Source organism: Paenibacillus marchantiophytorum (assembly GCF_014640555.1).
In the GTDB taxonomy this organism is placed as follows: Bacteria; Bacillota; Bacilli; order Paenibacillales; family NBRC-103111; genus Paenibacillus_E; species Paenibacillus_E marchantiophytorum.
The window spans coordinates 1-14,146 of record NZ_BMHE01000086.1 but is presented as its reverse complement, the minus strand read 5'-3'; the positions used below and the strand labels follow the sequence as shown (position 1 = coordinate 14,146).

Genomic DNA, 14,146 nt, shown 5'->3' with positions numbered 1-14,146 from the left:
GGTGCAGCACCCAATCTATTTTTCTCAAGCATGAAGGTCATCTCCTAGAATAAATTCTGACCTCTACACCTTCGACAAAAGATTGGAAATACCTGCTAGTTAATTGTGCTGTCGTAGTTTTTTTTACGCCTATTCCTCTGCAAGCCAACGACTTCAGCATGATTCTGTATATTATCCATACCAGTATAAGGAAATTGTTCATGGTCTGGATAACAGCCTTCACTTATAATCAACAATGAGAATCATTATCAGTAAACACCTTCGAAGGTGATGAATAATGATTTGAACTTGAAAGGAGAGGAAAACCAACTTGACCCGTTTAGACAATGACATCCCGTATATTTCTCAGGTCGAGAATAGCCTCGAGGCCTTCTCTCTGCCCAATACACAGCAGTTTCTCCTTCCATCGAAGGCAAGACAGCAGCCGTATCGCATCTTCGTCTACACACCAGCGCAAGAAGCGCCGCCGCAAGGATTTCCTGTTCTTTATCTGCTGGATGCCAACGCTTTGTTCGGCACGATTGTAGAAGCGGTGCGAGTTCAAGCTCGCAGACCGGAAAAGACCGGCGTTTATCCAGCCATCATCGTAGGTATCGGATATCCGACGGATGAACCGTTCGATGATTCCCGGTACTATGATTTCACGATGCCGACTTCGGATGAAGTTCTTAAAGCTCTTCCTGTAAGGAATAAAGATCATGTATGGCCCAAAGTGGGTGGCGCTCAGGATTTCCGGGATTTCATCGAGCAAGAATTGAAACCGCGAATCGAACGCGATTATCCGGTCGATTGGAATCGGCAGGGGATTTTTGGACACTCCTTGGGCGGGCTTTTTGTCCTTCAAACGCTTTTGACGATGCCTGACAGCTTTCAATTTTATGTGGCAGGCAGTCCGTCCATCCATTGGAATAAGGAACTAGTGAGGCGGCAAGAGGCACAATTCGCAGCGCTTCAGCAGCAAGCAAGAAAGAGAATCAATTTATTAATTACGCTAGGTGAGCTGGAAGATGCGCATCCAAGCGGCATGAACGGAAATGCCCGTGAGTTTTTCGAACGGTTTTCACTTTTAACGAGCGAAGAGCTGCGTGTGGAGTACCAAGAGTTTGAGGGCGAGGGACATGTTTCCGTGCTTCCTGCGCTTGTGAGCCGCATGCTCCGTTTTGTGCTAGGGGGTTAATTAAACGTATGCAGGATCTACAATTTACAGGCAAAGTAGCTTTGGTTACTGGAGCCGCTCAAGGTATTGGCGAAGCCATTGTAAGAGCTTTATGCAAGCAGGGAGCCGTTGTAGCTGCTGTAGATTTGCAGCAGGATACGCTGAACCAACTTGCGTCTGAGCTAAAGGAACAAGGACTGGGGGCATTTGCGTATCCCGCAGATGTGCGGGACAGTGAATCTGTTCAAGCTGTGGTTGACCGTATCGAGCGTGAGTTGGGGCCGATTGAACTTCTAGTCCATGCGGCAGGGGTGTTAAGAATGGGAGCTCTTACCAGCCTCTCTGATGCCGATTGGTCCGATGTGATGTCTGTTAATCTTAACGGCGTTTTTCATATCTCCAGAGCGGTTCTCTCCTACATGAAGCCGCGCCGCAATGGGGCTGTCGTCACGGTTAGCTCCAATGCAGCAGCGATTCCGCGCATGCATATGGGGGCGTATGCCACTTCCAAGGCAGCGGTGACCATGTTCACGAAATGTCTGGGTCTGGAACTTGCTGAATATGGGATTCGCTGCAACATCGTCTCCCCAGGCTCGACGGACACGCCCATGCTCAGGTCCATGTGGGAAGATGAAAGCGGAGCCCAGCGGACGATCGAAGGCTCTTTAGAAACTTATCGAACCGGAATTCCACTCAGAAAATTAGCGGCACCTGAAGATGTTGCAAGCAGTGTGCTCTTTCTTCTCTCTGCGCAGGCGGGGCATCTCACCATGCATGATTTGCGCGTAGACGGGGGAGCAACACTAGGCGTTTAGACCATTGATGAAGGAGGCGTTAGATAGAATGAAAACCAATATTCAACTGGATCGTGAGGTTGTAGCGGCCGATCTTCTAGCCGATTATCAGCCGGGTTCCTCGTTTTTCTTTGCTTCTCCACGTGCCACCCTATTGGCTCAAGGGACGATTGCTGATTTACCTGAATCTCCCAATGGCAATGAACTCCAGTCACTGCCGGAGCGGGCAGCGCGATTGCTCGCTCATATCAGGCAGCCTGGACAAAGTGTCCCGATGCTTGTAGGTGCAGTCCCCTTCGATCCGATGCAGCCTGCGCAGCTGGTAGTTCCGATGACAACGCGTAAAATGGGGCCGCTGCAGTTTGAACCGCATGAACGGGTACGACGCCCGATCGGTTCCAACTTTGAGACCGTCGCAATCCCCTCGGCCGAAGGTTACGTGAGCGGCGTTGAAAAGGCATTGAAACGCCTCAGATCAGGCGAACTGGACAAGATTGTGCTGGCGCGTTCTTTGAAGCTCACATCGCCTAACAAAGTGGATTTACGGCAGCTTCTGCGTAATTTGGCTGTCCATAATACGCATGGTTATACATTCGCGGTTGACTTGCCGAAGCGCGTGGAAGGGTATCTCCAAGCGCCTCCGAGCATTGAGAGCAGAACGCTGATCGGCGCCAGCCCAGAGCTGCTTGTATCGCGATCAGGACGCGAAGTGGTCGTGAACCCGCTCGCGGGCTCCGCTCCACGCAGTGAGGATCCGATCGAGGATGCCAGGCGAGCGAAGGAACTGCTTGTCTCACCCAAGGATTTACGTGAGCACGCGCTAGTGATTGAAGCTGTAGCAGAAGCGCTTCGACCATTTTGCCACAAATTGGACGTTCCGCAAGCGCCTTCGCTTGTGCAGACGGCGACCATGTGGCATCTCTCAACCGAATTAAGGGGGGAATTAACTGATCCATCTGTCACTTCGCTGGCCCTTGCTGTTGCTTTGCACCCGACACCTGCGGTATGCGGCTCTCCAACGGCGCTAGCCAGGGAAGCCATCCGTGAAATCGAACCTTTTGATCGTGGATTCTATACCGGTTTGGTAGGTTGGTGCGATGCCAGTGGAGACGGTGAATGGATAATTACGATTCGTTGTGCCGTAGCGGAGAGTCGATCTCTTCTACTATATGCGGGAGCGGGCGTGGTTGCAGAATCAAGCGCGGAGTCCGAATTGCAGGAAACGACCGCTAAATTCCGCACCATGCTTCATGCCATGGGCATAAACCATGAATCATGATGATAGGAATAGGAGCGATGCGAAGTGTTAACGAATTGTCCAACCTGGCCGGATGAGTGGGCTCAGCTATATCGGGAGGAAGGCTTGTGGCAGGGGCTGACGCTCGGCGACATGCTGACTGAACAAGCACGTGTGCACAGCGAAAGGATTGCCGTTGTCAGCGGAGAGCAGAGACTGAGCTATGAAACTTTAAATCAGCGAGCACAAGAGCTGGCTGCGGGATTATTGACGCTGGGTGTGAAGCAGTACGACCGTGTGATTGTTCAACTGCCCAACATTGGTGAATTTTTCATTGTGGTTTTTGCCCTGTTCAAAATAGGGGCGATTCCCGTATTCGCGCTGCCGGCCCATCGCCACAGCGAAATCAGTTATTTAAGTGAATTTAGCGAAGCCGCTGCTTATGTGATACAGGATCAAGACAACGGTTTTGATTATAGAGAGCTTGCGAACGCAGTCAAAGACCAAGTAGCAACGCTTGAGCATGTTCTGGTCGTAGGCGATCCTGGGCATTTTCGCTCACTAGACAGCCTGTATCAGCTTAATTCAGAAGTACCATCTTCATCAGGTTGGCCAGAGGTGAAAGCAAGCGATGTTGCTTTTCTACAATTATCAGGAGGCAGCACAGGACTGCCCAAATTGATTCCACGTACACATGATGACTACATGTACAGCTTCCGCAGAAGCAATGAAGTCTGCGGAATGAACGAGGACAGCGTGTATTTGGCAGCTCTTCCTGTTGCTCATAATTTTCCATTGAGTTCACCTGGGGTCCTAGGGACGCTCCTGGCTGGAGGCAGAATTGTCATGGCATCAAGACCGAGCCCTGATGATGCTTTCCCTTTGATTGCGAAGGAACGCGTTACGATAACGGCGCTGGTACCTCCACTGGCCCTTATCTGGATGGAGGCGGCTGCAAGCCGATCTTACGATCTGTCTAGCCTTAAGGTGCTGCAAGTGGGAGGCGCCAAGTTCAGTGAGGAAGCAGCACGCCGAGTAAAACCAGAACTGGGCTGCACGCTGCAGCAAGTTTTTGGCATGGCGGAAGGGCTTGTGAACTACACCAGACTTGATGATTCGGATGACGTTATCGTAAGTACCCAGGGTAGACCTATGTCTGCATGGGATGAAGTCCGTGTGGTGGACGAGGATGGACTTGTTGTAAAAGCCGGAGAAGTAGGTGAACTTTGGACACGTGGTCCCTACACGATCCGAGGCTACTACAAAGCGGAAGCGCACAATGCCAAATCCTTCACGGAGGATGGTTTCTATAAAACAGGCGATCTCGTGATGGTCAACGAAGCCGGTTATCTCGTTGTTGAGGGCCGTGCCAAAGACCAAATCAATCGCGGTGGCGACAAGATTGCAGCGGAAGAAGTAGAGAATCATTTGTTGTCTCATCCGGGGGTTTATGATGCAGCGCTTGTGTCGATGCCGGATCCCTTTCTCGGAGAGCGGTCCTGTGCCTTTGTCATTCCCCGTGGGGATGCCTTGTCTGTGGCCGAACTCAAGAACTACCTGCGTTCACGCGGTCTTGCACCGTTCAAAATACCGGATCGGGTACTATTTTTAACCGCTTTTCCACAAACCACTGTCGGTAAAGTCAGTAAAAAAGCTTTGCGAGAAAGCTTATTGCCCACCACAGTTTAATCTCAATTCGAGCAGAAAGTAGGTCTATGATGGCACTTCCAACTATTCAACCATACGCGATGCCTATCGCAGCTGATTTACCTGAGAACCGAGCTTCTTGGGTCGTAGATCCTAAACGGGCCGTTTTTCTTATTCATGACATGCAAAAATATTTCCTAAATGCGTTCACACCGGGTGCGTCGCCGGTCATTGAGCTGCTTGCGCATATTGATGCCTTGCGTGTGAAATGCCGAGAGCTCGGAATTCCCGTGGTGTATACGGCTCAACCGGATAACCAAACGCCTGAGCAACGAGGACTTCTCTTTGATTTCTGGGGCGCTGGTCTGAACGACAAGCCAGAGGAGAAGCACATTGTGACAGAACTGGCCCCGTTAGAAGGGGATATCGTATTGACCAAATGGCGCTACAGTGGTTTTCGCAAGACGAATTTAGCGGAAATTATGCAGGAGCAGGGGCGAGATCAATTAATTGTGACTGGCATTTACGCGCATATCGGCTGCTTGATGACAGCCTGTGAAGCTTTTATGCAGGATATTCAGCCGTTTTTTGTCGCCGATGCCGTCGCAGATTTTTCGCTGGATAATCATAAAATGGCTCTGAACTACGCAGCGCAGCGCTGTGCCGTCACCCTTACCACGCAAGATGTGCTTCATCAATTGGAAGCCGCAATAGCTCCATCACATATCGCCGCCAATTCGGAAGAGCCGCAGCTGAGCATAGAAACTGTCCGTGAGCAGGTCGCTAAACTACTCTACGAAGCACCGGAAAGTTTGAAGGATGAGGACGATCTAATTAACGAGAAAGGCTTGGATTCCATCCGGATTATGAGCTTGGTAGAGAGCTGGAGACGTGCCGGGGCAGAGATTACTTTCGTTGAATTGGCTGAGCAGCCTACACTGGCCAAATGGTGGCAACTGCTGGCTTCGAGGTTGAAGCTGCCGGTGCCGAATCTTGACTATTTCGCCTAGATGATGAAGGAGGCTGCGGGTATGCTTGTCGCTCAACATATAAGAAGACCCTTATCCGGTGCGCAATCAGGCATCTGGTATGCGCAACAACTTGATCCCGATAATCCCATGTACAATACGGGGGAATGGGTGGAAATTCACGGTTTGATAGATCCAATTCAGTTCGAAAAGGCAGTGCGTCAAGTCGTTCTGGAAGCCCAAACGCTGCATGTTAAGTTCGCTGAAGATGGAGATGGACCTTGGCAGGCGGAGCAGCCTGATTCGCTCTGGCCATTTACCTATCTGGATCTGACCGCTGAGACTGAGCCTGATCTAACAGCCAAAGCTTGGATGGACGCGGATCTCCGTCAACCATGCGACCTGACGCAAGGACCCCTTTTCACGGAGGTGTTATTCCGGGTAGGGCAGGACCGCTTTCTGTGGTATCAACGCATTCACCATATCGTGATGGACGGGTTTGGCTTCTCGCTGCTGTCCAAACGTGTAGCCAAAGTATATACAGCTCTAATGAATCACTTGCCTGTGCAGGAAGGAAGCTTCGGCTCGTGGCAGCGCGTGCTGGAGGAGGACCAAGCTTACCGGACCTCCGCCAAAGCGCAGCAGGACCGGCAGTTCTGGCTGGAGCGTTTTGCCGATGAGCCAGACGCTGTCAGTCTGGCTGAGAAGTCGCCCCGCAGCGCCAAAAGCTTTCTGCGCCAAACGACGCTGCTTTCGCCGAGCCAAGCCCAAAGCCTGCGCGCCTGCGCTCAGCTGCATGAGGCAGCTTGGTCAGATCTGGTGCTTGCCGCAGCAGGCTCCTATCTTCATCGTTTGACCGGAGCGTCAGAGGTGATCTTGGGATTGCCTATGATGGGAAGGCTAGGCTCAGTGTCGCTGAACACACCGGCAATGGTGATGAATATTTTGCCGCTCCGCCTATTTATCCGTCCTGGCATGAGCGTCTCCGAATTGGTGCAGCAGATTGCCCGTGAAATCCGTGAAATCCGCAAGCATCAAGGCTACCGGCACGAAGAGCTGCGCCGTGACTTGAAGCGGGTAGGGGATAATCGCCGTATATTCGGCCCCCTCATCAACATTATGCCGTTTGACAATAATTTGAATTTTGACGGTCATGAAGGAACCAAAACGAATCTATCCGCAGGTCCCGTCGACGACCTAGCGATCAATGTCTATCTAAAAGCTGATGGAAGCGGACTCCAGATCGACATGGATGGCAATCCGGAATTGTACACAGCGGCGGAGCTTGAGGCTCATCATCAGCGGTTTGTGCACTATCTGGGCAAGCTGACAGAAGCTTATCCTAGTTCATCTATTGGATTAGTCGAACTGCTGGCTGACAGCGAGCGCGAAGGGCTGCTAACGCAGTGGAACGATACATTTCGGCCCCTGCCTTCTGCAAGGACATCGGAATTGTTTGAAGCTCAGGCAACCCGTAGTCCTGCCGCCGAGGCTGTCGTTCATAACGGTGTTTCCGTTTCTTATGAGCAACTAAATGCCAAAGCCAATCAGCTTGCCAGGCTGCTGATCGCTCATGGAGCAGGGCCGCAGAGCATTGTTGCGCTGGCGCTCCCACGTTCTGTCGAGATGATTGTCAGCATGTTGGCTGTACACAAAACAGGTGCAGCCTATCTTCCGCTAGACCCGGATTATCCGGCTGATCGTGTTGCCTATATGCTGGAGGATGCGCGTGCGTTAGTTACGCTGACCAGTCAAGAGGTCGCCTCCCGATTGACAGAAGATTCAGCTTCCAAGTCAATCGTGCTCGATGATCATGAGACTAGCGAGCAGATTAGCCGCTTATCGGATGCCAATATATCCGATCAGGAGCGCATTGGCGTTCCTGCGGGACAGAATCCGGCCTACATTCTGTATACCTCTGGTTCAACTGGGAGACCCAAAGGTGTTGTTATTTCCTTCGCCAGCTTAACGAACTTCTTGCTTTCCATGCAGGAGCAGTTTTCACTTGGCGCCGCTGATCGTTTGTTCGCTGTGACGACCGTAGCTTTTGATATTTCTATTCTTGAGATCTTTCTGCCTTTACTGAATGGGGCGCAGGTTATTGTCGCAGATAAAATAACGATTCAGGATTCCGCAGCCTTATCCAAATTGATCGTTTCGTCCGGTGCCACACTGATGCAAGCCACGCCTTCCCTTTGGCATGCGCTTGTAGAACACGAACCTCATTCCTTGCGCGGCCTGCGTGTTCTGGTTGGCGGGGAAGCGCTGTCTGCGGGCTTGTTGCGCGATCTGCTTCAATTAGGTTGTCAGGTGACCAATCTCTATGGTCCGACAGAGACGACGATTTGGTCGACGGCTCTCACCTTTACGTCGGAACCGGATGGCAAGCCATCGATTGGACGGCCCATCTGGAATACGCAGTTGTATATTCTGGATAGCGCGCTGCAGCCAGTTCCCTTAGGAGTAACCGGTGATCTATATATCGCGGGAGATGGTCTTGCCGTCGGTTATTTAGGGCGTGCGGCCTTAACGGCTGAGCGTTTCGTCGCGAATCCGCACGGGCTTCCCGGTTCACGCATGTACCGCACCGGGGATCTGGCTCGCTGGCTTCCAGATGGCACTTTGGACTACAGCGGCCGGGCCGATCATCAGATCAAAATCCGCGGCTTCCGTATCGAGGTCGCCGAGATTGAAGCCGTGTTGGCTGAGTATCCTGGCGTGCTTAAAGCAGCTGTGGTTGTGCGTGAAGACCAGCCTGGCGACAAGCGTCTTGTCGCCTACGCGGTAGCAAGTGAAGCCGTTGAAACGGGGGGACTGCGCGATTTTGCAGCAGTTCGACTGCCCGATTATATGATTCCTTCTGCTTTTGTTTTTCTGGATGAGCTTCCTTTGACGCCTAACGGAAAGCTGGATCGCAAAGCGCTGCCTGCGCCGCATTACAGCCAAGCCGCGATTGGCCGGGCTGCCCGCACGCCGCAAGAAGAAATACTTAGCGAATTGTTCGCTGAGGTGCTTGGTGTGCCTAGAATCGGGATCGATGATGAATTCTTTGATCTGGGCGGTCATTCCTTGTTGGCCGGTCGTCTAATGAATCGTATTCGCGAGGTCATGGGTGTCGAGCTCGGCATCGCCAGTCTCTTCGAAGCTCCGACAGTGGCGGGTATGGCCAAACGGCTTGATCATGCCGCCGCAGCGCGCCCTGCCATTCGGCCGGCAGTGCGGCCGCAGGACATTCCGCTTTCTTTTGCTCAGCGACGCCTGTGGTTCCTGAACTGTCTGGAAGGGCCTAGTCCGACCTACAATATACCGCTTGTTATTCATCTGAAAGGTCATCTTAACCGCGAAGCGCTCGAAGCTGCATTGGCTGATCTTGTTGAACGGCATGAAACGCTGCGCACCATTTTTCCAGAAAATGGAGGTGTATCCAAGCAATTGATATTAGAAGCTTCCGCTTGCCCTACAGTTCTCCATACAGCTGAAATTATAGAATCAGAACTGGCTTGTGAGCTCGCGCTTGCTGTTCGTTATGGGTTCGATTTGGCTCAAGAGCAAGCATTCCGCGCGCATCTTTATCAAGTAGGACCGCAAGGCGATACCCATGTCCTTCTGCTGCTGCTGCATCACATCGTAGGAGATGGCTGGTCGCTTGCGCCGCTTACACGTGATTTGGCCGCTGCTTATGGAGCCCGTTCCAAAGGCGAGGCCCCCATCTTGGGGCCATTACCGCTGCAGTATGCTGACTATGCTCTTTGGCAGGAGCAACTGCTTGGTGACGAATCCCATGCAGACAGTCTAATTGCCCGTCAAGTTGCTTATTGGCGATCGGCTTTGCATAATCTTCCCGATCAGTTGGAACTGCCAACGGATTATCCTAGGCCTGCGGAAGCTACGCATATGGGAGATACCCTATTTGTTCATCTGAATGCTAATTTGCATGGCCGTCTGGTTGCACTAGCCCGTGAAAGCCGAACAAGCTTATTCATGGTCATTCAGTCAGGGCTTGCCGCACTGCTGACGAGGCTTGGCGCGGGGACGGATATTCCGCTCGGCAGCCCGATTGCGGGCCGCAGTGATGACGCGCTTGGCGAACTGGTCGGTCTGTTCATCAATACGCTGATCCTGCGGACGGATACATCAGGAGATCCCACCTTCCGTGAACTGCTTGGACGGGTGCGGAGCGTCAATCTTGCTGCTTATGAGCATCAAGATGTGCCATTTGAACGGTTGGTTGAAGTTCTCAATCCTCCAAGATCAAGGGCCAGACACCCGTTGTTCCAAATTATGCTGGCGTTCCAAAATACCCCGGAAGCTTCGCTGGATTTCCCGGAACTAACATCGGAACTGCATCTGGAGACAGTTGGCAAAGCCAAATTCGATCTCACGATTGAATTCCGTGAACGGCGCGGTGAAGATGGATCTCCCGCAGGTATCGACGGATGGTTTGAGTACACCAGCGATCTGTACGAACGGGAAACGGTCGAGAAGCTTGCTGCGCGTCTATTCCTCTTGCTGGAGCGAGCACTGGAAGAACCGGATGTGCCGATCGGGATATTGGATATCCTTATGCCGGAGGAGCGGCAAAGCCGCATCGTGAATTGGGAGCAGCCAGCCGCAGCGAGCGACGCGACGATCGTGGAACTTTTCGAGGCTAGAGTCCGTGAACATCCTGATGCGGTAGCTGTCGTATATGAAGGAGAATCGCTCAGCTATGCCGAGCTTAATGCACAAGCTAATCAATGGGCTCACCTCTTGATTGCTCAAGGCGTGGGGCCCGAGATGATGGTCGGGCTCATGCTGCCGCGATCCACGATGATGATGGTCGGTATCCTTGCTGTACTAAAAGCAGGTGCAGGCTACCTGCCGTTAGACCCTGATTATCCAGCGGATCGTTTGGCTTTCATGTTGGAAGATACAGGGCCAGCTTGTCTGATCGGCTGCAAGCAAACCGCTTCAATGACGGCATCTGCCCACGGCATTCCCGCAATCATTCTGGATGATCCACAAACGTTGGAGAAAGCAAGCCAGTATTCGGCAGCGAATCCGGCTGATGATGACCGTAAGGCTCCTTTGTCACCTGATAATGTGGCCTATATCATCTATACATCTGGATCAACGGGCAAGCCGAAAGGCGTTGTCATTCCCCACGCTAATGTCGTGAGATTATTTTCATCGACGGCGCATTGGTTCGATTTTGGGCGAGAAGATGCTTGGACGCTGTTCCATTCCTATGCTTTCGATTTCTCCGTATGGGAAATGTGGGGGGCGCTCCTGTATGGAGGCCGTCTTGTTGTAGTCCCGCATACGGTCAGTCGTTCGCCGGAAGAGTTCCTGAAGCTGCTTTGTGAGGAAAATGTCACCGTGTTGAATCAGACACCATCCGCCTTTTATCAACTCATGCAGGCTGATCGTGAATATCCCGAACTCGGGCAGCAATTATCGCTGCGTTATGTGATTTTTGGCGGTGAAGCGCTCGATCTCGGGCAGTTGGAGGACTGGTATGAGCGGCATGAGGAGGATGCTCCCCGTTTGATTAATATGTACGGCATCACGGAAACGACCGTTCATGTTAGTTATAAAGCGCTCAGCCAGGAAATGGCCATAAGCAAAGCAAGCAGCCTGATCGGCGTCGCTATTCCGGATCTCCAGGTCTATGTTCTGGACGCTTATTTTCAGCATGTTCCGCCTGGGGTTACCGGGGAGATGTATGTCGCAGGTGCAGGCTTGGCACGGGGTTATTGGAAGCGTCCCGGGTTAACGTCGGAGAGATTCATTGCAGACCCTTACGGAGTGCCGGGATCTCGCATGTATCGGACAGGAGACCTCGCCAAATGGCGCAATGACGGGACGCTGGATTACATCGGACGAATTGATCATCAGGTCAAAATTCGCGGCTTCCGCATCGAGCTCGGTGAGATCGAAGCCGTTATTGCCCAGTATCCCGGTGTCGCCCAAGCGATCGTTATCGCGCGTGAGGATACGCCTGGAGACAAGCGTCTGGTTGGTTATTTGATTCCCGCTCTCAAATCGGAGATCGGTATGGATTTGGCAGCTGTGCGGCAACACATTGCTGCTGCGCTGCCCGGCTACATGGTGCCATCCGCATTGGTTGAGATCCCGGAACTGCCGCTCACCGTGAACGGCAAAATGGATCGCAAGGCGCTGCCTGCACCAGATTTCTCCCAAGCTGCAAGCGGCAGAGGTCCTCGCACGCCGCAGGAAGAAATTCTCTGCGATTTGTACGCGGAGACGTTGGGTTTGCCTAAGGTTGGGATTGATGATGGATTCTTTGACCTTGGAGGGCATTCACTCTTAGCGGTGAAGCTGATGAGCCGCATTCGGGAGGCGTTGGGTGCTTCGCTAAGCATCGGCACCTTGTTCGAGGCGCCAACAGTCGCTGAACTGGCGGAAAAACTGGAAACAGGAGGCAGTCAGGGCGCACTCGAAGTGCTGCTGCCCCTGCGAACGAGCGGCAAACGACCGCCGCTGTTCTGTATTCATCCGGCAGGCGGACTTAGCTGGTGCTACGCAGGCTTAATGAAATCACTGGGGCCGGATTATCCGCTTTATGGGCTGCAAGCACGGGGCATTGCCAGACCCGAAGCGCTGCCTGTGCAGCTGGAGGATATGGCTGCTGATTACATTGCCCACCTTCGCTCCGTGCAGCCTCATGGCCCTTACTACTTGCTCGGCTGGTCGCTAGGAGGCAATGTCGCACATGCGATTGCTTCCCAGCTGCAGCAAGCAGGAGAAGAAATTGCGCTGCTTGTGATGCTTGATGCATTCCCAAGTCATTTCCTGCCGCTGCGCGATGAAGTAGATGAGCACGAAGCGCTCATTGCACTTCTGGCGCTGGGTGGTTATGACCCGGACAGCCTTGGCGACAAGCCGCTGGATATGGCTGCCGCTGTTGACATTCTCCGCAGCGATGGCAGCGCTCTGGCGAGTCTGGAGCCGTCTGTCATCATGAGCTTGAAGGAAACCTACGTGAATTCAGTGCGGATTCTTGGAGCTTTCAGACCTGTCTCGTTTACCGGTGACTTGTTATTCTTCCATTCAACCGTCATTCCCGATTGGTTCACACCGATCTCTCCGGACACGTGGAAATCACATATTGTTGGCGACATTGAGCAGTACGACCTCGCATGCCGCCATAAAGATTTATGCCAGCCGGGACCGTTGGCCGAGATTGGCCGAATCCTGGCGGAGAAGCTGGCAGCTATGCATGCCGAGTAAGCATGAAAGATGAAATTTGGCAGCCGCCGTGCGGCGGCGATGCATCGCGCGGCTATGAAGATGAACGATGAAGTTTGCCAGCCTCCGTGCTGGGGCGATGCATCGCGCAGCTATGAAGATGAACGATGAAAGATGAGGAGGAGACGAACCTATGAGCAACCCTTTTGATGGTGCAGATGATACGTACCTGGTCCTGATCAATGAACAAGGCCAATATTCGCTTTGGCCCTCTTTCGCTCTTGTGCCTGCGGGCTGGACGACCGTTTTCGGCCAGGAAAGCCGCGAGACGTGCTTAGCCTTCGTGGAAAGCAGCTGGACGGATATGCGTCCCCAGCTTCACAATGAAACTGTCGCGGCTAGCAGTCTGCGCTAGTTTGAATTTAGAATTCGTGGAGGCAGCCCTCTCAAAAGCAAATAAATAACCCAACTCGAGAGGGCCATCACTTGCTAACGAATTGTATGAAGCTTATACACAAGAAAACGGCTTCTTTGAAAATCTAGCGAACTGATTCGGCGTTATGAAGTAACATTTTGGCGGAATGATGATAGTTTACCTCGGATAACGTGGCTGGAATTCGTTATTTTTTAATTTTAGCCTTTTTTGGGCAAATATGCGTAGTGGAGTTCGTTAGCACATTACGACCTCCCCATACTCCCAAAGTCTGCGCTAAGATAGCCACTTGTGACGCGATAGGGAAACTAGGGTAGCCCAAATTGCTTATTTGTTCGATTGGCTCCCGATTTGAAGGTTTAAGCAAGGTGGGCTTGCTTAATGTTCGTTCTTGCGTTCAGAGAGCAAGCGAATGAAGCCAATAAGCACGATCTGTTGGTCTTATATCACGAGAATTCATGGAATTTGCGCGAATAAGCACTTCTAGCTACTTCAGCTTGCCTATTCATCTCCGAGCACACAACGTTAGAGAAGATGCTGCCTCAAAAGTCAACATGGCTGAGAGGCAGCATCTTATGTTTTAGAGGCTTCAACCGCGGCCGCAGTGGTAAGGGCAATGGGAATGGTGATGGTAACCCCAACTCCAACCCCAACCCCAACCCCAACCCCAACCCCAACCCCAACCCCAACCCCAACCCCAACCCCAACCCCAACCCCAAC

7 protein-coding genes are annotated in these 14,146 nt (G+C 52.4%); all 7 read left to right on the top strand.

Annotation, left to right across the window (positions count from 1 at the left end):
* Positions 1-310 precede the first annotated feature (310 nt).
* The 7 genes from IEY34_RS35130 (at position 311) to IEY34_RS35100 (ending at position 13,408) form a co-directional block, all read left to right on the top strand.
* The gene (locus tag IEY34_RS35130; RefSeq protein WP_308423108.1) at positions 311-1,177 is read left to right on the top strand and encodes an alpha/beta hydrolase; all 867 of its coding nucleotides are present in this window, start codon (positions 311-313) and stop codon (positions 1,175-1,177) included.
* Positions 1,178-1,185: 8 nt separating this feature from the next.
* Positions 1,186-1,971: a 2,3-dihydro-2,3-dihydroxybenzoate dehydrogenase gene (locus IEY34_RS35125; RefSeq protein WP_189020760.1), complete on the top strand. Its 786-nt coding sequence runs from the start codon at positions 1,186-1,188 to the stop codon at positions 1,969-1,971.
* 28 nt (positions 1,972-1,999) lie between these two features.
* A complete protein-coding gene (gene dhbC, locus IEY34_RS35120) occupies positions 2,000-3,229 on the top strand; it encodes an isochorismate synthase DhbC (RefSeq protein WP_189020758.1) in 1,230 nt (409 codons plus the stop codon).
* Between the two features lie 24 nt (positions 3,230-3,253).
* On the top strand, positions 3,254-4,876 hold the full coding sequence (locus IEY34_RS35115; RefSeq protein ID WP_189020756.1) for a (2,3-dihydroxybenzoyl)adenylate synthase: 1,623 nt from the start codon (positions 3,254-3,256) through the stop codon (positions 4,874-4,876).
* A gap of 29 nt (positions 4,877-4,905) precedes the next feature.
* Positions 4,906-5,844, top strand: coding sequence for an isochorismatase family protein (locus tag IEY34_RS35110; RefSeq protein WP_189020762.1), 939 nt, complete (start codon positions 4,906-4,908; stop codon positions 5,842-5,844).
* A gap of 21 nt (positions 5,845-5,865) precedes the next feature.
* On the top strand, positions 5,866-13,035 hold the full coding sequence (locus IEY34_RS35105; RefSeq protein WP_189020754.1) for a non-ribosomal peptide synthetase: 7,170 nt from the start codon (positions 5,866-5,868) through the stop codon (positions 13,033-13,035).
* 151 nt (positions 13,036-13,186) lie between these two features.
* On the top strand, positions 13,187-13,408 hold the full coding sequence (locus tag IEY34_RS35100) for an MbtH family protein (protein WP_189020752.1): 222 nt from the start codon (positions 13,187-13,189) through the stop codon (positions 13,406-13,408).
* Positions 13,409-14,146: the final 738 nt, after the last annotated feature.

Excerpts from the sequence above, each read along its gene's own strand:
- IEY34_RS35100 (WP_189020752.1), top strand. The coding sequence starts at position 13,187 with ATGAGCAACCCTTTTGATGGTGCAGATGATACGTACCTGGTCCTGATC.
- IEY34_RS35105 (WP_189020754.1), top strand. The coding sequence starts at position 5,866 with ATGCTTGTCGCTCAACATATAAGAAGACCCTTATCCGGTGCGCAATCA.
- IEY34_RS35110 (WP_189020762.1), top strand. The coding sequence starts at position 4,906 with ATGGCACTTCCAACTATTCAACCATACGCGATGCCTATCGCAGCTGAT.
- dhbC (WP_189020758.1), top strand. The coding sequence starts at position 2,000 with ATGAAAACCAATATTCAACTGGATCGTGAGGTTGTAGCGGCCGATCTT.
- IEY34_RS35125 (WP_189020760.1), top strand. The coding sequence starts at position 1,186 with ATGCAGGATCTACAATTTACAGGCAAAGTAGCTTTGGTTACTGGAGCC.